The organism is Aeromonas sp. FDAARGOS 1417 (assembly GCF_019046985.1).
GTDB classification, from domain to species: Bacteria; Pseudomonadota; Gammaproteobacteria; order Enterobacterales; family Aeromonadaceae; genus Aeromonas; species Aeromonas veronii.
On record NZ_CP077221.1, the window covers coordinates 741,157 to 762,898 of the forward strand.

The 21,742-nt window shown below is 58.0% G+C and carries 18 protein-coding genes and 1 pseudogene; 9 read left to right on the forward strand and 10 right to left on the reverse strand.

What is annotated here, in order from left to right; genetic code table 11:
* Positions 1 to 75 precede the first annotated feature (75 nt).
* A complete protein-coding gene (locus I6L47_RS03325; RefSeq protein ID WP_042053709.1) occupies positions 76 to 327 on the forward strand; it encodes a DUF1289 domain-containing protein in 252 nt (83 codons plus the stop codon).
* Positions 328 to 435: 108 nt separating this feature from the next.
* Here the strand turns inward: I6L47_RS03325 and fruA are convergent, their stop codons facing one another.
* Genes fruA through fruB form a run of 3 tightly spaced genes read right to left on the reverse strand, consistent with a single transcriptional unit; the run spans position 436 to position 4,261 of the window.
* Positions 436 to 2,160 (reverse strand): PTS fructose transporter subunit IIBC, encoded by a 1,725-nt coding sequence (gene fruA / locus I6L47_RS03330; protein WP_216948654.1) that lies wholly within the window; start codon positions 2,158 to 2,160, stop codon positions 436 to 438.
* Complete coding sequence (pfkB, locus tag I6L47_RS03335) at positions 2,157 to 3,146, reverse strand: 1-phosphofructokinase (protein WP_216948655.1); 990 nt, start codon at positions 3,144 to 3,146, stop codon at positions 2,157 to 2,159. The genes fruA and pfkB overlap by 4 nt, the downstream gene beginning before the upstream one ends.
* Complete coding sequence (fruB, locus tag I6L47_RS03340) at positions 3,146 to 4,261, reverse strand: fused PTS fructose transporter subunit IIA/HPr protein (protein ID WP_216948656.1); 1,116 nt, start codon at positions 4,259 to 4,261, stop codon at positions 3,146 to 3,148. The genes pfkB and fruB overlap by 1 nt, the downstream gene beginning before the upstream one ends.
* Positions 4,262 to 4,557: 296 nt before the next feature.
* Here fruB and cra point away from each other — a divergent pair, with 296 nt between their 5' ends.
* Together cra and I6L47_RS03350 are read left to right on the forward strand one after the other, a co-directional pair.
* Positions 4,558 to 5,556: a catabolite repressor/activator gene (gene cra, locus I6L47_RS03345; protein ID WP_216948657.1), complete on the forward strand. Its 999-nt coding sequence runs from the start codon at positions 4,558 to 4,560 to the stop codon at positions 5,554 to 5,556.
* Positions 5,557 to 6,115: 559 nt separating this feature from the next.
* Positions 6,116 to 7,309, forward strand: coding sequence for an aromatic amino acid transport family protein (locus I6L47_RS03350; protein ID WP_216948658.1), 1,194 nt, complete (start codon positions 6,116 to 6,118; stop codon positions 7,307 to 7,309).
* 126 nt (positions 7,310 to 7,435) lie between these two features.
* On the opposite strand, the gene I6L47_RS03355 is transcribed toward I6L47_RS03350, so the two are convergent.
* Positions 7,436 to 8,068 (reverse strand): competence protein CoiA, encoded by a 633-nt coding sequence (locus I6L47_RS03355; RefSeq protein WP_216948659.1) that lies wholly within the window; start codon positions 8,066 to 8,068, stop codon positions 7,436 to 7,438.
* A gap of 589 nt (positions 8,069 to 8,657) precedes the next feature.
* Here I6L47_RS03355 and I6L47_RS03360 point away from each other — a divergent pair.
* The 3 genes from I6L47_RS03360 to I6L47_RS03370 all read left to right on the forward strand — a co-directional run bounded on the left by I6L47_RS03360 (position 8,658) and on the right by I6L47_RS03370 (position 10,595).
* Positions 8,658 to 9,221, forward strand: a complete 564-nt coding sequence (locus I6L47_RS03360; protein WP_216948660.1) for a hypothetical protein — start codon at positions 8,658 to 8,660, stop codon at positions 9,219 to 9,221.
* 220 nt (positions 9,222 to 9,441) lie between these two features.
* Positions 9,442 to 9,828: an MAPEG family protein gene (locus I6L47_RS03365; protein ID WP_203119111.1), complete on the forward strand. Its 387-nt coding sequence runs from the start codon at positions 9,442 to 9,444 to the stop codon at positions 9,826 to 9,828.
* A gap of 116 nt (positions 9,829 to 9,944) precedes the next feature.
* Positions 9,945 to 10,595, forward strand: coding sequence for a hypothetical protein (locus I6L47_RS03370; protein WP_216948661.1), 651 nt, complete (start codon positions 9,945 to 9,947; stop codon positions 10,593 to 10,595).
* Positions 10,596 to 10,714: 119 nt separating this feature from the next.
* Here I6L47_RS03370 and I6L47_RS03375 read toward each other — a convergent pair whose 3' ends face one another.
* Complete coding sequence (locus I6L47_RS03375; protein WP_216948662.1) at positions 10,715 to 12,115, reverse strand: DEAD/DEAH box helicase; 1,401 nt, start codon at positions 12,113 to 12,115, stop codon at positions 10,715 to 10,717.
* A 348-nt stretch (positions 12,116 to 12,463) separates the two neighbouring features.
* Here I6L47_RS03375 and I6L47_RS03380 point away from each other — a divergent pair, with 348 nt between their 5' ends.
* Complete coding sequence (locus I6L47_RS03380; protein ID WP_160880736.1) at positions 12,464 to 13,294, forward strand: ABC transporter substrate-binding protein; 831 nt, start codon at positions 12,464 to 12,466, stop codon at positions 13,292 to 13,294.
* A gap of 111 nt (positions 13,295 to 13,405) precedes the next feature.
* Here I6L47_RS03380 and aroC read toward each other — a convergent pair whose 3' ends face one another.
* Positions 13,406 to 14,494: a chorismate synthase gene (gene aroC / locus I6L47_RS03385; protein ID WP_127005564.1), complete on the reverse strand. Its 1,089-nt coding sequence runs from the start codon at positions 14,492 to 14,494 to the stop codon at positions 13,406 to 13,408.
* Between the two features lie 12 nt (positions 14,495 to 14,506).
* Positions 14,507 to 15,442, reverse strand: a complete 936-nt coding sequence (gene prmB, locus I6L47_RS03390; protein WP_005345333.1) for a 50S ribosomal protein L3 N(5)-glutamine methyltransferase — start codon at positions 15,440 to 15,442, stop codon at positions 14,507 to 14,509.
* 82 nt (positions 15,443 to 15,524) lie between these two features.
* On the opposite strand from prmB, the gene smrB reads away from it, so the two are divergent.
* Together smrB and I6L47_RS03400 are read left to right on the forward strand one after the other, a co-directional pair.
* Positions 15,525 to 16,049: an endonuclease SmrB gene (gene smrB / locus I6L47_RS03395; RefSeq protein ID WP_005333198.1), complete on the forward strand. Its 525-nt coding sequence runs from the start codon at positions 15,525 to 15,527 to the stop codon at positions 16,047 to 16,049.
* 57 nt (positions 16,050 to 16,106) lie between these two features.
* Positions 16,107 to 17,402 carry a diguanylate cyclase gene (locus I6L47_RS03400; protein ID WP_042083013.1) on the forward strand — a complete coding sequence of 432 codons (1,296 nt, stop codon included), beginning with the start codon at positions 16,107 to 16,109 and terminating at the stop codon, positions 17,400 to 17,402.
* A 128-nt stretch (positions 17,403 to 17,530) separates the two neighbouring features.
* On the opposite strand, the gene I6L47_RS03405 is transcribed toward I6L47_RS03400, so the two are convergent.
* The 3 genes and pseudogenes from I6L47_RS03405 to I6L47_RS03415 all read right to left on the reverse strand — a co-directional run bounded on the left by I6L47_RS03405 (position 17,531) and on the right by I6L47_RS03415 (position 21,717).
* Entirely contained in the window at positions 17,531 to 18,148 is a 618-nt protein-coding gene (locus I6L47_RS03405) for a histidine phosphatase family protein (protein WP_216948663.1), read from the reverse strand.
* A 578-nt stretch (positions 18,149 to 18,726) separates the two neighbouring features.
* A complete protein-coding gene (locus tag I6L47_RS03410; protein WP_216948664.1) occupies positions 18,727 to 20,190 on the reverse strand; it encodes a chitinase in 1,464 nt (487 codons plus the stop codon).
* Between the two features lie 307 nt (positions 20,191 to 20,497).
* Positions 20,498 to 21,717, reverse strand: a pseudogene (locus tag I6L47_RS03415) (methyltransferase).
* Positions 21,718 to 21,742 lie beyond the last annotated feature (25 nt).

Genomic DNA, 21,742 nt, shown 5'->3' on the forward strand with positions numbered 1-21,742 from the left:
AATCACTTGAAGCAGGATTTCTCCAAAGGGGATCCGCTGGGTTATAACAAGGTGACAGGATGTGCGAGGTGATGGATGGAACAGCTCGAAATATTCCCGCTGCAGAGCCCCTGCATCGGGGTCTGCGAAGTGAACAACAAAGGCTACTGCAAGGGGTGCCTGCGCAATCGCGAAGAGCGTTTCAACTGGCTCACCATGACCCCTGCCCAGCAACAAGAGGTGATGCGCCTGTGCCGCAACCGCAAGGCGCGGGTCGACGCCGCCCGCCGCAAGGCACAGGAAGGCGCTCCCAGTGAACTGCAAGCACAGCCCGGCTGGGATTTTTAAACTCAGCCTACCTGCAATCCCCACCTCACAACTCACCTATATCACCGGCAAAACAAAAAGCGGCACGCAGGCCGCTCTTGGTTATGACGTGTTGCCGGGTGGCAAGGCTTATGCCGTGGCCAGCTTGGCCTGCTCTTCGCCGCGTTTGAGCATGGCGTAGGAGACACCGGTCAGCAGCGAGCCTGCGGCAATGGCAACGATATACATCATGACGTTGCTGATGGCGTGCGGGATGAACAGCACGAACAGACCGCCGTGGGGTGCCATCAGCTCGCAGCCGAACAGCATGGAGAGCGCACCGGTCAGGGCGCCGCCAACCATGCAGGCCGGGATAACGCGCATCGGATCCTTGGCGGCAAACGGAATGGCCCCCTCGGAGATAAAGCACAGACCCAGCACAAAGGAGGCTTTGCCCGCTTCCTGCTCCGCCTTGATGAACTTGGTGCGGGCCAGGAAGGTGGCGATCCCCATCCCCAGTGCCGGCACCATACCAGCGGCCATCACCGCAGCCATCGGGGCATAGGTTTTGGAGGCCAGCAGGCCGACACCGAAGGCGTAAGCCGCCTTGTTGACCGGGCCGCCCATGTCGAAGCACATCATGGCGCCGATGATGACACCCAGCAGCACGGCGTTGGCAGAACCCATGTTGTTGAGGAACTCGGTCATGGCATTCATGATGCCAGCCACCGGGCCACCCACCACGTAGATCATCACAAGACCGGTAAACAGGCTGGCAAAGAGCGGAATGATCAGGATGGGCTTGAGCGCTTCCAGGGTAGTCGGCAGGCGCACCTTGTCGCTCAGGTACTTGGCGCTGTAACCGGCCAGGAAACCGGCCACGATGCCGCCAAGGAAACCGGCGCCCAGCGAGCTTGCCAGCATACCGCCGATCATGCCGGGAGCGAGACCCGGGCGGTCAGCGATGGAGTAGGCAATGTAACCAGCCAGCACCGGGATCATCAGGGCGAAGGCGGAGCCACCACCGATCTTCATCAGGGCGGCGGCCAGAGTGCCTTCCACCTTGAACGCCTCGATACCGAACACGAACGAGAGCGCGATGATAAGGCCGCCCGCCACCACCATCGGCAGCATGAAGGAGACCCCGGTCAACAGGTGCTTGTAGGGGCCTGCCTTCTCCTCTTTCTTGGGCTGGCTGGCACCGCTGTGGCGATAGGTTTTCGCCTCACTCCAAGCCTTGTCCAGCTCGGCGCGGGTTTTCTTCAGCGCAGCGCCCGTGCTGGTGCGATAGACCGGCTTACCGTCAAAACGGGCCATGTCCACCTCGATGTCGGTGGCGAGGAATACCAGATCGGCAGCGGCAATCTCCTCGGCGGTCAGGGCATTCTGGGCACCGACCGAGCCTTGGGTCTCGACGCGGACCTGATAACCCAGCTGTTTGGCCATGCTCTCCAGCGCTTCTGCCGACATAAAGGTGTGGGCAACGCCAGTCGGGCACGCTGTCACTGCCACGATGCGCTTGCCAGCGGCGGCGGGTTTAACTGCTGCGGGAGCGGCTTGATGACGATAGATGCTGGCACCGCTGGTGGCAGCTTCCAGCAAGGCAGCCGGATCCTGCAGGGCGAGATCCATGCTGCCCTGATAGACTCGCTTGCCATCATAGGCGGCGAGATCCACCGGGGCACTGGCGACAACCAGCACCAGATCGGCGGCGGTAATCTGCTCCTTGCTCGGTACTTGGCGGGGCTGCATGCTGGAGCCGACGTCGAGGGTGAGTTCCCAGCCAGCCAGTTTGGCCTGCTGTTCTATCCGTTTTGCAGCGAGAAAGCTGGTGGCAATGCCCGCCGGGCAAGCCGTAACCAAGATTGCTTTCATTGGGCATCTCCTGAGTTTTCCATTGAAGGGGTATTGCATTGAACAGGTGCCAGCTCATCCAGAGGCTGTACGCACACCTGTTCAAGTAAGGGGTTGAGCACACTGATATCGTTAAAGCCTACCGCCACCTGACTGACCGCCAAGGCCGAGACGGCGGTGGCCAGTCGCAGGGTCTGCTCCGGCGTCCAGCCAAGGCTCAGACCATGGGCGAGACCGGCCACCAGGGAGTCGCCAGCACCCACAGTGCTGACCACCTGCATCCGCGGTGGAATAGCCTGCCAGACGGCATCCGGGGCAAACCAGATAAGGCCGTCGGCGCCGTTGGATATGACCACGTTGGGGATGCCGCTTGCCTGCAGCGCGCGGGCACACTCGGCCTGCTCGCTCAGCGTCTTGATGGGGCGACCCGCCCATTGGCTCAGCTCCTCCAGATTGGGTTTGACCAGGGTCGGCGCCGCCTTGATCCCTTCGCTTAAAGCCGCACCGCTGCAATCGAAGATCACCTGCTTGCCCTTGGCCTTGAGCAGGCGGATCAGATGGGCGCAGTAATCGGGGGCCACCCCTTTGGGCAGGCTGCCCGCCAGCACGAACCACTCGGCGTGAGGTGCCAATTGATCGATGGCCTGCTCCAGCGCGCTCACCTCCCCTTGCTGGATGGTGAGCCCCGGCAGGTTGAGATCGGTAACCCGACCAGACTGCTCGGAGATCTTGACGTTGATGCGGGTGCTGCCAGCGACACGGACAAAGTGATCATCCAACGCCCGCTCAGCAAACAGGGAGACAAAGCTCTGTTCATTGTCAGCGCCCAGCCAGCCGGTGACGCCTACCTCGCGCCCCAAATCCTTGAGCACCATGGCGACGTTGATCCCCTTGCCCGCCGCACGCAGGTTGGCCTCGTTCACCAGATTCACCTCGCCAAGGCTCATCGCCTCGAGACGAGTAGTGAGATCAAGGGCGGGGTTGAGGGTAATGGTGACAATCTTCATCAATGCGCCCCCTCGCCGAGACCAGCGGCGATCGCCTCACCGATCCCCTTGAGGGCCGCTTCGGCATCTGCCCCTTCGGCGCGAAATGCCAGACGGTGACCGCACTTGACCCCAAGGCCGATCACCTTCATCAGGCTCTTGGCGGAGACCGCCTCGCCGCTGCCATCCAGATTGGCAACCCGGATGTCGGATGCAAACTCTTTGGCCACCTTGACCAGCATGGCACCGGGACGAGCGTGCAGGCCGTGGGGGTTGATGATGGTGAAGGTTTCGGCAAGACCGCTCGCAGGCCCCGCCTGCAACATGGCCAGCCCCTCGCCGCTGGCCAGCGTCGCCAGCTGACCAGCGGCCGCCAGTTTGGCCAGATTCTCCAGTTGCGGCAGATGGCCGCTATCTGCGGCGCATAGCAGCAGCATGGCGTTGATCGGCAGATCCCCTGCGCGAAGTTCGCTGCTCGGGGTGGCCAGCACCCAGCCAGTCTGGGCCGATGCTGTTTGCTGAACATTGGCGCGGGCCAGCCAGACGCCCTCGCCCAGATAGGCCGGTTCGCTTGCCAGCAGGGCGCTTACCATGGCGGCATCGCCCCAACCGGCGGATTTGGCGCGGGCGGCCGCCCCCAGCAACAGTTGGTCACGATCATCGGCCGGGAAATCGGCCAGGGTCAGGTATTGCACCTCTTTGGCGGCAGTGGCGCCGGTCAGGATATTGATGATGGTGTCGGCGTCGGTGGCCTCTTTGAGCTGGGCTGCCGCCTGCTCGTCACCCAGCACATGGGTGAGCTGGCGCAAAATGCCCAGATGCTCGTCTGACTTGGCGGCGATACCGATGGCTACATAGGCGATCTGCCCCTCGTCCCACTCGATGCCATGGGGGAACTGGGCCACCATGACGCCGGTGCTCTTCACCAGATGACGGGTATCGGTGGTGCCGTGGGGAATGGCGATGCCGCTGCCAAGGTAGGTGGCATGCTGCGCTTCACGGGCCAGCATGCCATCGACATAGCCCGCCTCCACCAGACCGGCCTCGGTCAGTTTGCCTGCCAACAGGGCAATCGCCTCGGCCTTGGTCGCCACCGACTGCCCCAGCAAGATCTGCTCTCGCGCCAACTTCAACATAGAGACTCTCCATCAGGTTCCGGCCGCGCCGGTACGTCACAATTGAACATTCGGATAACTCGCCAGCTGACAATAGACCCGAACACGGTTCACTGTGATCGGGGCCCGATTTTCAGGCCACTGGGTCTCTTCGTTGCTGACAGGCTGAATCGTTTCACTTACACTCAGACTGAATCGTTTCAGCGAATTGATCAAGTACCTACAAAGAGTGCTTTTCAATGATATGATCCCGCGCACACTTTTCGGTGCCCTCACCCGGCAGTGACCGTGGGCCTTGCAACTCAAACAGAGCCAATATGATGAAACTGGATGAAATCGCCGCCCTCGCCGGTGTCTCGCGCACCACGGCAAGCTATGTGATCAATGGCAAGGCCGACCAATACCGCATCAGTCAGGCCACCCGCGACAAGGTGATGGCCGTTGTCACCGCCCATAACTATCAGCCGGACAGCCGCGCCGCCTCCCTGCGTGGCGGCCAGACCAAGACTCTGGGCTTTATCCTGCCCGACCTTGAGAACGCCAGTTATGCCAAGCTGGCCAAACGGCTGGAACAGGGGGCCCGGGCGCAGGGCTATCAGCTGCTGATCGTCTGCTCGGAAGATGATCCCGCCACAGAAAAAGAGCTGGCCCAGATGCTGGTGAGCCGCCATGTGGATGCCCTGCTGGTAGCCAGCTGCCTGCCGCCGGACGACCCCTTCTACGGTAAATTGCAAGCGCAGGGCAGCCAGATCCTCGCCATCGACCGGGCCATGGCCGCCGACAAGTTTGTCACCGTCGCCAGTGAAAACGAGAAGGCGAGCTTTGATCTCACCCGCTCCCTGCTCACCCCGACCCTGCGCCATATCGCCTTGATCACCGCGCTGCCATTGTTGACGATCAGTGTGCAGCGTAAAGCCGGTTTCGAACAGGCGGTCGCCAGTCACAGCGCGGCTCGCCACCTGTGCGAGGGGGATCACTTCTCCCGCCTTGAGGGGTATCGCCTGATCAAAGATCTGCACCAGCGGCTGGGTCAGCTGCCCGAGGCGCTGATCACCACTTCCTATATCCTGATGGAGGGGGTGCTCGATTACTTGCTGGAGTTAGAGCTGGAACAAGAGACCGATATGAGCCAGCTCGCCATGGCCACCTTCGGGGATGATCGGTTGCTCGACTTCCTCCCCTTTGGCATCAACTCTCTGCCCCAGCAGCACGATGCACTGGCCAGCCAGGCGCTGGAGCTGGCACTCAAGGCGGTGAACGGCGAATACCAGAGCGGCCTGCACTATGTAAGCCGCACCCTCAAGCGCCGTCGCTAACCTGACCGCAGCAGACCCGATTTGCTGTCAATGGGTGGGTAAAGCGAACAGATGACAATAAGGCTGCCAGCATCGGCAGCCTTATTGTTTTCCCCCACAACCCTACCCGCCCGCTTGGCTTTCTCTACCACCTGACCAACTAAACAACCGGCCTCCACACTCCTTTCACCCCGCAACTAAACGCCAACGCCACGACAAGGCACTCCCCCATCCGTGCTGCAACCACTTCGCTGACCTGTATCAATGAGCCACTGCCAGTCATTTTTTCGGTGCTTTTTTCTGCAATTAGCTACCACTGTCATCATTTATTTCCACTTGTTGCCACAAGCCAGTACAAAATCCGTATAAAAGGGGTTGTTTCCGCTATTTTGATCCGCTAACGTGGCAACCATCTTTTACAACTGACAGGTTTTAGGTACAGATGTTCCCGTTCCGATATTGCTAGCCTCCGGCCCTATCACCGGAGGCACCTTCTGATAACGCCAATTGGCCCCCTCTTGTTGACGTCAATGCTGACATCGCCTGTTTGCACTGACACCGCTACGTTCGGATGGATAACATGAATACCAAAACCCTGGGTTGTACCCTGTTGATTGCCGGCACCACTATAGGCGCCGGCATGCTGGCCCTGCCGCTGGCCTCCTCCTCCCTCGGCGGCCCCGCCACCCTGATGTTGATGGTCGGCCTCTGGGCTCTGATGGCCTTCACCGCCATGCTGCAAGTAGAGGCAAGCCTGAACACCGGCAAGTGGTACCTGCACCAGCTGGCGGATCATCTGCTCGGCCCCTGGGGCAAGCGCATCGCCTCCTTCTGTATCCTGATGCTGTTCTACTCGCTGGCCTCCGCCTACATCAGCGGCGGCAGCAGCCTGCTGGCACAGGCGCTGGCCGATGCGGGCATGCCCCTCAGCCAGGAGCAGGCCGCCTGGGCCTTTACTCTGCTGTTTGGCGGCATGGTCTGTGTCGGTACCCGCTCGGTGGATTACCTCAACCGGCTGATGTTCACCGTCAAACTGGTGATCATGGTGGTGGTGCTGGCGTTGCTGCTGCCCCGCACCGAAGGGCAGCATCTGCTCTCGATGCCGCTGGGTCAGGGCCTGTTGCTGGCGGGCCTGCCGGTCATCTTCACCTCGTTCGGCTTTCACGGCTCCATTCCGAGTGTGATGCTTTACCTCGGTGACTGCCCCAAGCAGTTGCGTCGGGTCTTTGTCTGGGGCTCAGCCCTGCCGCTGATCCTCTACGTGCTGTGGCAGGTGGCGATCCTCGGTCTGCTCGGCCAGCAAGCCCTGCTGCAAACCGGCGGCGCGCTGGACAGCCTGCTGGCCAACGTCGGCAAGCTGGTGAGCTGGCCCGCGTTTAATCAGGCGATGCACCTGTTTGCCGATCTGGCGCTCGCCACCTCCTTCCTCGGGGTGACGCTGGGGCTGTTCGACTTTATGGCCAAGGTGACCCGCCGCAAGGACAACTGGCAGGGCCGCACCCAGACCGGCCTCATCACCTTCGTGCCGCCATTGCTGTTTGCCCTCTACTTCCCGCAGGGCTTTATCATGGCCCTCGGCTACGCAGCCATTGCGCTGGCGATCCTGGCGGTACTGCTGCCGGTGGCGCTGGTATGGCAGAGCCGCAAACAGGCACCTGCCCACCACTACCGCGCCCCAGGTGGCGTAGTGGCGCTTGGAGTGGCCGCCGCCATGGGCTTACTGATTGTCGGCGTACAGGTCAGCGTCAGTATGGGGCTGCTGCCCGCGCTATAGCCCTCGCCGATAGGTAATTCCCAAACAACAAAGCCCCGCCAATCTGATTGGCGGGGCTTTGTGTTGGTGAGATCGTTAAAAAGTGCATGTTAATCTTCAAAGGGTTAAGATACCTAAAAATAATCGCTAGTAATATCTCCCACCAAGTTGATTTACTAGCTGCTCCTTCGATATCGCTTTGCCCATACCTTTTTTACTCTCTGGATCAAATTGTAATAGCAGCCAAACTAAATCCGTTCCAAAATCAAAATAAACTGGTTTCGTAGCTTGAGACCACTTAGCAAATATCTTACTGCGACCATGCCATCTCAACATACGTAGAGAAGTATCTTCTGTATGAGCTGCACCAACACTCAAACCAAAATTTATTCTATCGAAATCATTTTTGCAACCATCTACTATCCAAATCATTTTATTATAAAACGTCTCTCTTAAACGAGCTTCCTCGTCTTTTATCGAATAGCTCTGCATTTCAATAACCACACCATTAGTAAACACATCTGCGATATGTTTCTCATTAGTGATCGGTTGGCTGAATACTATTTCCTGTGACTCTACTGGAAAATAACTTTTCCATTTTCGATGCCATTCTCCCTCATTTTCCCACCAAGGGTCACAGTTTACTTTTGATTTATGAGCCCAATGATGCACTTTGAAACGACCACATTTTGCAATTGTTTCACTTCCACAACAGATGCATATACCTAACCCACCTTTAAATGCCTCTTTTTTAACATGGTCTACAATTGCAAATTTCATAGTGCCTCTTATTTATTCAGACCAAAATAGATGGCCAAAAAAAAGCATATTTACCCATCCCATTTAAATAAAATCCCACCTACTTATCTCACCATGAAAAACTGACCTCCATTAATATCAGGATAAAAGCAACCACATAGAATCGCCTCATGTAAGCAATATTAAGTTATATTAATATTGATACAACCATCCGATACAACTCACTTGTTTTTCATGACTCTGGATAGGAGTCGTGTGTACATACAGGGTATCAAACGCAAACCAATTTAGTGAGCATAAAGTTATCTACAGCTCTGATTTAAACCTGTTTTTTGATGGAGATCAGCTTTATGATACTAACGAAATGAAAGAATAATATTTAGTTCGCTGATGCAGATACAACTTATATCCACCTCTAGATGCACTCATACATGTAACTCTCTCGCCCCCCATCTGTCGAACAAACAACACACGCCATCTAACCATCCCCCAAACCTTCAGCTATATACCGACCTTTTTACTACCCAACCCTGAATAATCAGTTCAAAAACCGTTCATGCCCCTTCGCTACACTGCCCGCTCGTTTATCGCTATCAGGAGTCTTAAAACAATGATGTTGCACCTCAAGAAGAGCACCCTTGCCCTTGCCCTCGTCCTGCTTGCCGCCAGCGGCGCACTTAGCGCCGCCGAAATCGCCAACAACAATATTACCGAGGCGGAGATCAAGGCCGCGCAGGATGGTTGGGGCGCGGCGCTTATCAAGATCAGCGATGACTATCGCGCCGGTGGGATTGAGCGCGCCAAGGCGACCGCCGAAGCGGTGCTCGACAGCGCCTATGGTTACCAGCAGGGGCCGGTGCTGTTCAAGCCGACCCTTGCCGGTGGCGAGCAGACCTTTCGCACCAACCGCGAGGGGGCGCTGGCCTACTTTGTCGGCAACAACAGCGCCTACCCCACCGACAAAGGGTTCGCCCTGAAAAACTGGCAGAGCTATCGCTATGACAATGCCGCCGTCTATATCAACGGCGACATGGCGCTGACCATGGGCAAGGTGCATCTGGTGGATCGCGACAACAAGGAAACTACAGTCGACAAGACCTGGGGTTTCAAGAAGGGGGATGATGGCAAGGTGCGTATCGTGCTACACCACTCCTCCCTCCCTTACGAGGGGTAATGACGGGGCGCAGCCCACCATCAACACGGTCAAAATACAGCCCTGCCACCTCGGCAGGGCTGTTTGTTTTGCGCCTGCGCTTGGCCGATGGCGAGTGAGTGGATGACGGTCGTGCTAAGGCAGTTTGCTGCTACTCTCAAGGCAAGCCATTGAGATGCCGAGCAATATCGCGTCTCTGAACACCAGCAACTCGATATCATCGCACCGGGAGCCAGATACCATGACCATACTGCCTGTTTACGCGGCCCTGCTCGCTCTGCTGTTTGTGTTGCTGAGCATTCGAACCATTCGCACCCGCCATAGCCGCAAGGTAGCGCTGGGGCATGGGGATGACCCCGCCATGTTGCGCGCCATGCGGGTACACGCCAACTTTGCCGAGTATGTCCCCCTAGCCCTGCTGCTGATCTATTTCGTCGAAACCGGCAGCCATGCCCCCTGGCTGGTTCATTTGCTGGGGAGTGCCTTGCTGCTTGGCCGCCTCTGCCATGCATTTGGCATGAGCCGCACGCCGGAGAACTTCCGTTATCGAGTGGCGGGAATGGGGCTGACCTTCACGGTGATCCTGGTGAGCGCGGCCCATATCCTGCTCACGGCGCTGCTCCCCTGACCCGGCCGTCACGAATAGCTGGCGAAGCGGTCTGGCAGCCATCCCCATCGGCTATTCTTCACTGCACAGATAGTCGCAACAGTGCTGCTTAAACAAGCCCGATTCAGGAGTACGATATGAAGTGGATTGGCTGGTTACTGCTTGTCGGGCTGACTCCCGTTGCCCACGCAACCCCGCTAAAGCTGGCGGCAGCGGTCGAACACACTGCGATATTGCGCCCTTTTATTCATGACTGGTTTGGCCGGGCCGGCATCGACTTTCAGTTGATCCCCTGCACCTATGCCCGCTGCGAAAAGTTGATTGAGGCAGACCATGCCATCGATGGCGATATGGCCCGGATCAAGGGCTTTGATCAGACCTATCCCCACTTGCTGCAGATCGGTGCCCCCATCTCGGAGGCGGCGATTTATGGTCAGCCAAGGGATAACCCGAGCTGGCCCCCTGCCGAGGGTACCGTGATTGGCTGCCTGCGTGGCATCCAGTGGTGCGAACGCTTCCTCGGCAACTATCAGGTCATCTGGTTGAACGATGAGAAGCAAGGGCTTGCCCAACTGTATCGAGGCAAAGTGGATTGGCTCATCAAGATGCGCCCCGCCTCTCAACCTGCACTGGCGTCCCCCTGGCAGAAGATCACCAAAGAGCAGGTCTTTCTCTACCTCGATAAAAAGCACCGCGCGGAAATTGCGGCCCTGCTCAAGGTACAGCTGGCGTTTATCAATAACGGCCGCTGGCTGGCGATGCAAAAGCAGTACCTCTCCGCCATCTAGCGTTGCTCTCGCTGCACCACACAGTGCCGATTGTATGGCTGAAAAAACAAAAAGCCCTGCCAGATTGGCAGGGCTTTTTCAGTCAACCGCATAGCTGGGGAGTCAAGCTCCCGAGCCGCTTACTGGTTGTGAGTAGAGCGACGTGGACGACGGGCCTGAGCCGGTTTGCCGGCACCATCAGCCGGACGCTGACCACCTTGCGGCTTGGGCTTGCCACCGTTACCGGTACGTGCACCACCCGCATTGCCATTGGAGGCGGAACGACCGGCACCTTGACGCTGGCCTTGACCTTGCGGACGCGGCGCACGGCGCTGCTCGCTCGGATCACGAGGCTCTTTGCGCAGCGGCGCGCCGATACCACGGGCGATGTTGTCGAGGGTCTCGCGGGAGGCTTCGAAACCGGCTACCTGCTCGCACGGAATGTTCTGCTTGGTCAGACGCTCGATCGCCTTGATAAGCTTCCCTTCATCTGCAGCCACCAGCGAGATGGCGTGACCGGCGGCACCGGCACGGCCGGTACGACCGATACGGTGCACGTAATCTTCCGCCACGTTGGGCAACTCGAAGTTGACCACTTGCGGCAGCTTGTCGATGTCAAGACCACGGGCGGCGATGTCGGTCGCCACCAGCACCTTGACGCTACCATCCTTGAAACCGGCCAGTGCGCGAGTACGGGCACCCTGGCTCTTGTTGCCGTGGATGGCGGCGGCGCTGACGCCGTTCTTGTCGAGGGTCTCGGCAACACGGTTGGCCATGTGCTTGGTACGGGTGAACACCAGTACCTGCTGCCAGTTGTTGCTGGTGACCAGATGACTCAGCAGCGCGATCTTGTTGGCCTTGTCGCACGGGTGCACCAGCTGCTCGATACGCTCGGCGGTGCTGTTGCGCGGGGCGACTTCAATGACAGCCGGGTTATCCAGCAGGCCAGTGGCCAGTTCGCGGATCTCGTCGGCGAAAGTGGCGGAGAAGAGCAGGTTCTGGCGCTTCTTCGGCATCAGGGCCAGGATGCGGCGGATGTCGCGGATAAAGCCCATGTCGAGCATGCGGTCCGCTTCGTCCAGGACCAGGATCTCCACTTCGTCGAACTTGACGGCGTTCTGGTTGTAGAGATCCATCAGGCGGCCAGGACAGGCCACCAGCACGTCCAGACCACGGCGAGTCGCCATCATCTGCGGATTGATGCTGACGCCGCCGAACACGACGTGGCTGCGCATCGGCAGGTGTTTGCCGTAGTTACGCACGCTCTCGCCCACCTGGGCGGCCAGCTCGCGAGTCGGGGTCAGCACCAGCGCACGAATGCGGTTCGGAGAAACCTTGCGCTTGCTCTCCATCAGACGTTGCAGCATCGGCAGGGTAAAGCCTGCGGTCTTGCCGGTCCCTGTTTGGGCCGCCGCCATCAGATCGCGGCCAGCCAGAACGGCGGGGATCGCTTGCAGCTGAATGGGAGACGGGGTGTCGTAGCCTTGTTCGGCAACGGCACGCAACAAGGGTTCGGCCAGACCGAGGGAAGTAAAACTCATAATTACCTGCTAGAGATAGGGGCGCCGGGGATTTGTGGTGGGGCTCCTCTGCTGAGCCGATGCCATCTCACAAGATCTGGGCCTATTGAGAAAACAACGATTTCCCCGGGGAGCAGAGCAAAGGGGAAAGAATAGAGGCGCAGTCTAACGGAGTTGTCCGGGATAAACGAGAAAAATGTGATGCTCCTCCCAGCACGAACAGAAAATCCCCCTCCTGCCCCCCGAATAATCCCGTTGATTGATGTCGCACGCACCACACTATTAACTGGCAACACAATATCTGCTCTCGCAGGCATGACTCGCGGGGCAAAAGCACGGGATAGAAGAACACAATAACGAGGTTTAGCTATGACCACGCCATATCGTCCCCGCGGCAGCTGGCAGGCAAGGATTGGCCTGCTGCTTCTGCTGCTAAGCCCTGCACTGCAGGCCAGTCAGACCCTGACCGTGGCCTGGAGTCACTGGCCCCCCTTTAGCCAAATCAACAACCGGGGTGAGCTGGATGGGCTGGATGTCAGCCTGACCCGCCAGATCCTCACCCAGGCTGGCTTTGCCCCCAAGTTTCGCGAACTTCCCTGGGCGCGGGCACTGCATCTGGTAGAACACGATCAGCTGGATGTGGCGATGGCCGCACTCCCCCTGCCGGAGCGCCAGAGCTATGCCCGCTTCTCGACCCCCTACCGTCAGAGTGCCTATGTGCTGCTGAGCAATGACCCTATCCCGGGCCATCAGGATCGTTGGGCGCAGCTCGATAATCTGTCCGCGTTGTGCAACGAGAAAGGGCTCAAGATAGGCAAGTTGCGCGGCACCCGCCCCATGCATCAGATGGATAGCTGCCCGGCGCTTAAAATGGCGACCGAATACAACGCCGATGAGCGGATGATCGATCTGCTGCTGGCTCGCCGCCTCGATGGCATCATCATGGAGTGGCAATATGCCCGCTACCGGCTGGCCCAACTGGGGGCCGAAGAGTTTATCAGCTGCCAGCTGTTGCTACACCACCAGCCGGTCAGTCTGATGTTTGCCAAAAACAGCGTGAGCGAAGAACAGATCCTCAAAGTCAACGAGGCCATTCATGCCTTGCCCAAACCCCACAACAAGTTCTCACCCCCCAGGTGTCGCCTCAATGCCGATCCGGGCGCCGCAGATCTGCTGACCCGCACTCTCCGCAAGCAATGATAGGATAAGCCGCCACCTGAAATAGCAAAGGCGACCCGAAGGTCGCCTTTTTGGTATTGTCGAACTTGTTCCCCAAACAGGCAACGATCAGTCGATGAGCAGCTACAGCGATCAGCGCAGCTGCGGGGTATGGGTCAACACCCCCTGGTTCTGGGCACGATGGCGCAGCAGGTGATCCATCAACACCAGCGCCAGCATGGCTTCGGCGATGGGTACGGCGCGAATGCCGACACAAGGATCGTGACGACCCTTGGTGATCATCTCGATGGCCTCGCCTTCGGTATTGATGGTCTTGCCCGGCACAGTGATGCTGGAAGTCGGTTTGAGCGCCATGCTTACCACGATATCCTGACCTGACGAGATCCCACCCAGAATGCCGCCCGCATGGTTGCTGGCAAAGCCCGCCGGGGTCATCTCGTCACGATGCTCGGAACCTTTTTGCTCCACTACCGCAAAACCATCGCCGATCTCCACCCCTTTCACCGCATTGATACCCATCATGGCATGGGCGATATCGGCGTCGAGGCGATCAAACACCGGCTCACCCAGGCCCACCGGCACATTGCGCGCAATGACCTGCACCTTGGCACCGATACTGTTGCCCTCTTTTTTCAGGTCACGCATGTATTGATCAAGCTCTTCCAGCTTGCCCGCATCGGGGAAGAAGAAGGGATTCTGCTCAATCTGCGCCACATCGAACGCCTCGGCCTTGATGGGGCCGAGCTGGGAGAGAAAACCGGTGATCTCAATGCCGTGCACCTGTTTCAGGTACTTCTTGGCGATCGCCCCCGCCGCTACCCGCATCGCGGTCTCGCGTGCCGAGGAGCGACCACCGCCGCGATAGTCCCGCTGACCATACTTCTGGTGGTAGGTGTAGTCAGCGTGACCCGGCCGGAACAGATCCTTGATATCGGAGTAATCCTTGGAGCGCTGATCGGTATTCTCGATCAAGAGCCCGATGGAGGTGCCGGTGGTCTTGCCCTCGAACACCCCGGAGAGGATCTTCACCTCGTCCGGCTCGCGGCGCGGCGTGGTGTAGCGGGAAGTGCCCGGCTTGCGCCGATCCAGATCCCCCTGCAGATCCGCTTCGCTGATCTCCAGCCCCGGCGGGCAACCATCGACCACGGCGCCCAGCGCCAGGCCGTGGCTCTCGCCAAAGGTAGTGACCCGAAAGAGTTGACCAAAACTGTTCCCTGCCATGCGCGCTCCTGCTTAGTTCTTGTAGATGGCGAAATGATCCTGATACTGCACCAGCTCTTCACGGGTCATCACAAAGACGCCGTGACCGCCGTTTTCGAATTCAACCCAGGTAAAGGGGATCTCGGGGAACTGGGCTTCCAGATGGATCATGCTGTTGCCTACTTCAACCACCAGCACACCGTTATCCTTGAGGAAATCGGCGGCATGGGCCAGCAGACGCTTGGTCAGCTTGAGACCATCGGAACCGGACGCCAGCGCCAGCTCGGGCTCGTGACGGAACTCGTCCGGCAGATCCGACATATCTTCGGAGTCCACATAGGGCGGGTTGGAGACGATGAGATCGTACTTGTCGCCCGCCGGCAGATCGCGGAACAGATCGGAGCGGATCGGAATGACCTGCTGCTCCAGCCCGTGATCGTTGATATTGCGCTCGGCCACGTTCAGCGCATCAATGCTGATATCGATGGCATCGACTTCCGCTTCCGGGAACTCGTGGGCCATGATGATGGCGATGCAACCTGAGCCGGTGCACAAGTCCATGATCCGGGTCGGTTCATGTTTGAGGAAGGGCGCGAAACGGTTGGCCACCATCTCCGCAATGGGGGAACGGGGAATGAGCACCCGCTCGTCCACGTAGAACTCCCAACCGGCATACCAGGCCTTGTTGGTCAGATAGGCGGCCGGTACCCGCTCCTGTACCCGGCGGATAATCAGCTCGGCGATACGGTGACGCTCGCTGCTGGTGAGACGGGAGTGGCGCATGGCCGGGTCTACATCCGGTGGCAGATGTAACGCGGGCAGTACCAGCTGCACAGCTTCATCCCAGGCGTTGTCGGTTCCATGACCGTAAAAAATCCCGGCGTCGTTGAAACGACTCATGGCCCAACGCAACATGTCCTGGATGGTGTGCATCTCGGCAACCACCTCATCGATAAATATCTTGTCCAAATCCACCTCCAAGTCGAGTAATATCCGGCCCGAGCCCCGTTTACGTTGCGGGCAAGACGCATACCTAATACATGAGCATCTGATGAAAAAAACGCCCTCACCGACAGACGAGGAAACCCTGCTGTTCCGCGATGCGATAAAAGGTACCCGGAAAATCAAGCAAGATACCATAAGGGCCGAGTTACGCCCGGTCAAGCAGAAACGCGAATTGCGCGAAACCCGCGAAAAGCTTGGGGTTGACCACTATTTCAGCGATGAGTATCAGCCCCATCTCGACGATGATGGGCCGACCCGTTACGTGCGGGAAGATGTGTCAAAATTTGAGCTGAAAAAGCTCAAGCGGGGCATTTATCCGCCGGAGATCTACCTGGATCTGCACGGCATGAACCAGCAGCAGGCAAAACAGGAGCTGGCGGCCCTGCTCACCCTCTGCCAAAAAGAGAACATTCACGTCGCCTCGGTGATGCACGGCATCGGCAAACATATTCTCAAGCAGCGCATTCCCAGCTGGCTAGCCCAGCACCCCAATGTGCGCGCCTTCCATCAGGCCCCCCGCGAATGGGGCGGCGACAGCGCCATTCTGGTCTTGCTGGATATCGAAGAGTAGTTAGCCAAACGACCACACTATACTGAATATCAATACGTTATTCGCCGTGGAGGTCGCATGTTTACACAGGGTTCCCATGCCGACATAAAGTCATCTCTCGACGCCATCGGCGCCGCCGTGGCGGTGTTCAGCCTCGACAAGGATGATCACTTTGTGCTGGTCTCTGCCAACGATACCTTTGCCAAGGCGTTCGAGCTGGATGTCCTTGGCAGCATTGGCAAACAGCTGAGCGAGATGTTTCCCCGCTACATCACCAATACCATCGAGCCGCCAATGCACGAATGTGTGCGCATGCAGACCGGGCTCGAGAGCGAGCTGCCCATCGACAGCCTCTCGCGTACCAGTTGGTGGCGCTTTATTCTCTCCCCCATCATCCCCGAGCAGGCACGGATCAACCGGATCATCGTCACCGCCATCGATATCACCGCCAGGATGCAGCTGGAAGAGGCGCTCACCACCAGTCGCCGTCGCTTCGAGGCAGTGGTCAACTCCGCCTATGACGGCATCATCAGTGTCAGCAGCGAATCGCGCATCGAGCTTATCAATACCGCCGCCTGCGAAATGTTCGGGATCGACGAGAGCTATCTCGGCAAGCGGCTGGAAACCCTGCTGCCACAGCGTTTTCGCGCCAATCACGAAACCTATTTCAAAGCCTTCAGCAGCTCCCCCATCAATTCGCGCCCGATGCATGCCCGCGCCTCGGTGATGGGTCTGCGCCGAGACGGCAGCGAATTTCCGCTGGAGGTGACCATCGCCAAGATCAATCTGGGCCCGACCACCGAGATGACCGCCATCTTGCGGGATATCTCTGAGCGAGCCCGACTGGTGGAGGAGTTGAAGGTCGCCGCCACCACGGATCCCCTGACCGGCATTGCCAACCGGCGCCGCTTCAACGAGCTGGTCAACGCCGAGATGCAGCGCTGCCAGCGTTTCGGCCACACCATGAGCCTGCTGCTGATCGATATCGACCACTTCAAGGAAGTCAACGATACCTTTGGCCATCAACAGGGGGATTTGGCGATCCTGAGTCTGGTGAAACGGATCAGCAAACAGCTGCGGGAGGTGGACATGCTGGGTCGCTGGGGTGGCGAAGAGTTTATCGTACTGCTACCGGAAACCTCCCTCGAGCTCGCCTGGGCCAGCGCCGAGCGGATCAGGCTCGCCATCGAATCCCAGCACCATGCACTGGACGGGGCTCTTGAGATCTCCCTCACCATCAGTATCGGGATCAGTGCCAGCAAGGGCAGCCATGACACTGTAGAGAAGATGGTCAGACGAGCCGACACCGCCCTCTATCTGGCCAAAAAGCAGGGACGCAACTGCTGCCGCAAAGAGGAGCCGGAGCCGACCTGATGGCGCACGCCCCTGCTCTCTGGTGACACTGCTAACCTGTGCCGCAGAGATAGCCAACCGCAGCGAACACAAAAAGCGGCGCTACTCTCTCCGGTAGCGCTTTTTTCGTCCTATTTTTGGTGCACTCTTCAATCACAACCATCAAGGGGACGGCTAAAGCGCAGTGGGCCGCCATCAGCCAGAGAGAGCCTCACCGACAGCATGCCGCCGTTGGGCAATTGCCACTCGAAGAAGTCATCAAAACTGGCCATCGTTACAGCGCGGATCACCTTGGCGACCACACCGTGCGCCACCAGCAATACCCGCTCCCCTTGCATGGTCGGCATGGTCGAAGCAAGTTCCGTGAGTCCCTGCGAGACCCGGGCAATCACCTCATCAATGGTCTCACCACCGGGAGGAGCTTCAGCCCAGCGCCGAGTGATATTGCGCGCCCACAGTTCGGGATAGCGTGTTCTTGCCTCTACCTGCGTTAACCCTTCAAACAGGCCGACATCCCGCTCACGAAAGGCTGGCACAAGTTCCACAGGCAATCCCAACTGACGAGACAAGATGGCAGCGCTCTCCCTTGTTCGCAGCAGGGGAGATGCCAGCAACCGATCGAACGGCTGCTGTGCCACAGCCACCTTCTCAGCCAGACAAAAGATCTGGCGCACGCCATCGTCATTGAGCCCGATATCCAGCGAGCCTTGATAGCGCCCTTCCGCATTGGCCTGCGTCTCAGCATGGCGGATAACCACCAGTTCCATGGTGCACTCCTCTTTCCTGCTATCTGCTTAGTGATTAAACCGCATGCGACTTCCCATTTGGATAACGAGACGACAATCCCCATTCATCTGCGCACCTTAACGATTCTTTAAAATCGAGCAAGATTACCTCGCTCCCAGTGAAAATAATCCGCTGAACTACATACTCTCATCCGTAAACGAATAGATACATATGACTTTTACATCCAATATGTTCATTTCTCACTCTGTGAAATAAATAGCGAGCCGAGTGATGCCATGAATTGATAGAAGGAAAGAATAAACACCCTCATAATAAATACGAGAGGGATGGAGTCATGGGTGTGCTCTTCGAACCCATCGTTTAGCAAAACATCACACAATCTTTTTTGAATATTACTAAGCCCAGCCATCAATAAAGTTTGATATGGACCGTTTACGTCACTTTAATCGGGAAAGAAAAGCTGGCTGGGAAATATAGTTCCCCCTCCAGATTGATGGATCTTTTTTCAATCGCTGCCACATATTATCTCATACCATAAAAATATATAAAAAGGGGGCCAAGCCCCCTCTCCTTATCAATCAATGGATGGACTGTCTCTTTATTGGGTCGTCACCAACGCCCAGGGGCCACCTTTAGCGGGATCATCCCCTTGCGTCCACCATTTGGCCTGATAGACGGCGCCCTTGTAGCTCACCTTGCTGCCAGCGGTATAGACCTTGCTGGCCTCCCAGGCAGGCTTGCCATCAACGGGCGGGTCAACCGGATCGACCGGAGCGGGATCGAGCTTGGCGACGATCCGCACTTTCGGCCAGCTGGCGTGGGACCCGTAGAAGTTGGTCACACACTTCTCGTAATCACCCGGCACCAGCGCGGAATAGGCGGTCTGGAAGCCCACCAGCTCGCACTCAAAGGAGTAACCGCCCGGACGATCCGGGTAGTATTTCCAGTTGCCGTCCCAGTTGGTGTAAAGCACGTCGGTGGCGCCGTTGAGATTGAGGCTGCCATAGGGGGTCTGCTGCCAGCAGGTGTTCTTCTCATCCGCCTTGATCGGGATCTGGTAGTGGTTGGCCAGCCCTTCCCAGTAGCGAATTCGATTGACCGGCTGCCCCTTGTCCTTGTTCTGTTCACCACACTCGATACCACCGTTGATGACGTTGATGGTGGTGCCAAAACCATAGCCGATACCAGCGTCAGCTTCCCGTTTGGAGGGTACCCAGGTACGATCAATCACGTGCAACATGGCCGGTTTCGGGGCCTGCGGGGTGAGGAAGAACCAGATGGCAGAAGCGAGGTTGAGCCAGGAGTCCGCCACCAGCCCCGGGTTGTTGAGCAGCACGGAGGCATCGCCATCGAACATCGCCTCGGAGAAGGCACCGTAGTTGAAGTGGTAGGAGAGCTGCTTGGCGCCGCGGCCGAAGTACCCCTGACCCGTGCTGCAAGGCCACTTCTTGTTCTGCCAGTCGTTCTGGCCACAGCCGGTGGTATAGCCGGTCTGTCCCTCTGACCAGCCCATCTCCCGCACATGCACCAGCGCCTGTTGCCACTCTTCCAGCCCCAGCGGGTTATCAGAGACGTTCTCCTTGGCAATATGGCCCCCCGTCTCCTGAGAGAAGTGCGCAAAGGCCGTCACAATGGATTTTTTACAGATCGCATCAGAGTCGCGACCGTCGGTATATTCGCCACAGAACGCAGGGAATTTACCGATGGCTCGCAAGAAGCGGACATAAGTATATTCCGGCGCTGCCATCTGGGTTAAATATTCCCATTCAGATTGGGGAAATACCCGTTCAACCCGTTTTACGTTGTCAGGATTGCTTGCCAGACCCGGTTCAATGGCATCAACGATTTTATTGGACCGGGTGGCCAATGCCTTGGCCCATATTGCATACATGGGATTAGCCGTCTTGACTTTTTCCACGGCGGCCAGATCCGGGGCCGCAATCACATATCCTCCAGCATTTTGCGGATCGGGTTGAATATTCATGGCTGCACTCATTGCGGCATAGCTTGGCAATGCGCAGGCGGCAGCGATTAGCCAGGCACAACGCTTGGGTTTGAACATGTTTATCGTCCTTGTTTGAATTAATGCGTTCCAAGAGTAGGTGTTTCAACAACTAAATTCACGATGAGAATTAAGAAATAAGCAGAATTTGTGAGCCATTTCACCTTGTGATATTCAGTGCAGCTGAAACAAAGAAAAAGAACCCAAACGAAAACGTCACAGCGTGATCTTTCGCCCATTTTTAGAACAGTTGAGACGGCCGGGTGGCATGCCATACGGTCATTGTTTGTGATGAAAAAAATGGCTGACAGGCTCAACCTGTCAGCCATCATCAATGTTCAAGAAAAATGCTCAAAATAGCCGGATGTCAGGCACGCACGGCACGGATCAGGATATTGCGCGGGGTCATGGGTTTGGCACAGAACTCCCCCACTTCGACCCGATAGCCCTGCTCTTGCAAAAAGAGCGCGCGATCCAGCGCCAGCCAGATCTCGAGGGGACGGCGAAACAGGTGGCGCACCAGCTCCATGCGGGCGACATCACCAAAGCGGCGCTCCCCGTGTTCCAACCAGGCGGGGTAGTCCAGCCCGGCGGGCAGCACAATCCCTTTGCGTTCAGCAGCCCAAACGCAGAATGCCTCAAACGTGCCGGTCAGCAGGCTCTTTTGCATATTGGGCACCGGCAGATACTCATCCACACCGCGCACCTGACGCTGCAGGCAGTCAAACCCGAGCCGCCACACCACTTCCTGCTCGCGCAGGCGGGCGATCCGCGCACCGCCAGTCACCGTCTCCTGTAGCGGCAACTTGAGATCCGCCTTGCTCAACACCAGCTCGCTGGCGCTGGCCGCGGCTGACAGCGGGCGATAGTGGCTGGTACGGATCAGGTGGTAACAACAGGGAGAGATGGTCACGCCGCTGGCACTGCGCTCGGCCACCCGCTCCAGCAGATGGGTGTGAAGCTCGCCACACGCATGGAGTGCCATAGCGTGATGTTCGGGGGCGATCAGCGCCGCCGACTCGGGGGCAAAAGCATCGGCGCAGGTAAAGGTCATATTGGCGCCATCCCGCTCGGCCAGCAGCCGACCTTCGTCACAAAGCTGCTCTTGCAACTCCAGACTGAGGATCGGAGCCTGTCGATGAAGTGACACCAGCCGCCCAAGATGCCCCTTGCCGGCACACCACTCCAGATAGGGGCCCTGATGGGCCGGCAAACAGGCGGTGAACGACTCGATCTGAGCCTGCTTGCGCCCCGGCATATGCAGCGCCATCTCCTTGCTGCAGGTGATGGGCTCAGGGGTAAACAGGGCAAGCTGGCTGAGTTGCTGCAGCTCGGCTCCCTCGGCAATCCAGGGGGCAAGCAGACTGCTGAGTGCATCCATATCCGCATCGAGCTCCGCCAACTGGGCAAGGGTCAGCCCATTGAGCAGTGCCGCCAGTTCGGGCGCCTCATCGACAAAGGCCATGGTCAGATGATGATATGGCTGATATTGCCACCAGCGCCGGTAGCGGGTGAGCAGTCGATCCAGTTGTTGAAAACGTTGAGCCAGCACGATGCCCCTGCCTTGCAGTCAAAAAGGAGGCTCATTCTAGCGATCCCGCTTCAAATTGCA

What these genes read in the sequence shown, in the direction of transcription:
- I6L47_RS03325 (WP_042053709.1), top strand. Translation starts at nt 76, where the DNA reads ATGGAACAGCTCGAAATATTCCCGCTGCAGAGCCCCTGCATCGGGGTC.
- fruA (WP_216948654.1), bottom strand. Translation starts at nt 2,160, where the DNA reads ATGAAAGCAATCTTGGTTACGGCTTGCCCGGCGGGCATTGCCACCAGC.
- pfkB (WP_216948655.1), bottom strand. Translation starts at nt 3,146, where the DNA reads ATGAAGATTGTCACCATTACCCTCAACCCCGCCCTTGATCTCACTACT.
- fruB (WP_216948656.1), bottom strand. Translation starts at nt 4,261, where the DNA reads ATGTTGAAGTTGGCGCGAGAGCAGATCTTGCTGGGGCAGTCGGTGGCG.
- cra (WP_216948657.1), top strand. Translation starts at nt 4,558, where the DNA reads ATGATGAAACTGGATGAAATCGCCGCCCTCGCCGGTGTCTCGCGCACC.
- I6L47_RS03350 (WP_216948658.1), top strand. Translation starts at nt 6,116, where the DNA reads ATGAATACCAAAACCCTGGGTTGTACCCTGTTGATTGCCGGCACCACT.
- I6L47_RS03355 (WP_216948659.1), bottom strand. Translation starts at nt 8,068, where the DNA reads ATGAAATTTGCAATTGTAGACCATGTTAAAAAAGAGGCATTTAAAGGT.
- I6L47_RS03360 (WP_216948660.1), top strand. Translation starts at nt 8,658, where the DNA reads ATGATGTTGCACCTCAAGAAGAGCACCCTTGCCCTTGCCCTCGTCCTG.
- I6L47_RS03365 (WP_203119111.1), top strand. Translation starts at nt 9,442, where the DNA reads ATGACCATACTGCCTGTTTACGCGGCCCTGCTCGCTCTGCTGTTTGTG.
- I6L47_RS03370 (WP_216948661.1), top strand. Translation starts at nt 9,945, where the DNA reads ATGAAGTGGATTGGCTGGTTACTGCTTGTCGGGCTGACTCCCGTTGCC.
- I6L47_RS03375 (WP_216948662.1), bottom strand. Translation starts at nt 12,115, where the DNA reads ATGAGTTTTACTTCCCTCGGTCTGGCCGAACCCTTGTTGCGTGCCGTT.
- I6L47_RS03380 (WP_160880736.1), top strand. Translation starts at nt 12,464, where the DNA reads ATGACCACGCCATATCGTCCCCGCGGCAGCTGGCAGGCAAGGATTGGC.
- aroC (WP_127005564.1), bottom strand. Translation starts at nt 14,494, where the DNA reads ATGGCAGGGAACAGTTTTGGTCAACTCTTTCGGGTCACTACCTTTGGC.
- smrB (WP_005333198.1), top strand. Translation starts at nt 15,525, where the DNA reads ATGAAAAAAACGCCCTCACCGACAGACGAGGAAACCCTGCTGTTCCGC.
- I6L47_RS03400 (WP_042083013.1), top strand. Translation starts at nt 16,107, where the DNA reads ATGTTTACACAGGGTTCCCATGCCGACATAAAGTCATCTCTCGACGCC.
- I6L47_RS03405 (WP_216948663.1), bottom strand. Translation starts at nt 18,148, where the DNA reads ATGGAACTGGTGGTTATCCGCCATGCTGAGACGCAGGCCAATGCGGAA.
- I6L47_RS03410 (WP_216948664.1), bottom strand. Translation starts at nt 20,190, where the DNA reads ATGTTCAAACCCAAGCGTTGTGCCTGGCTAATCGCTGCCGCCTGCGCA.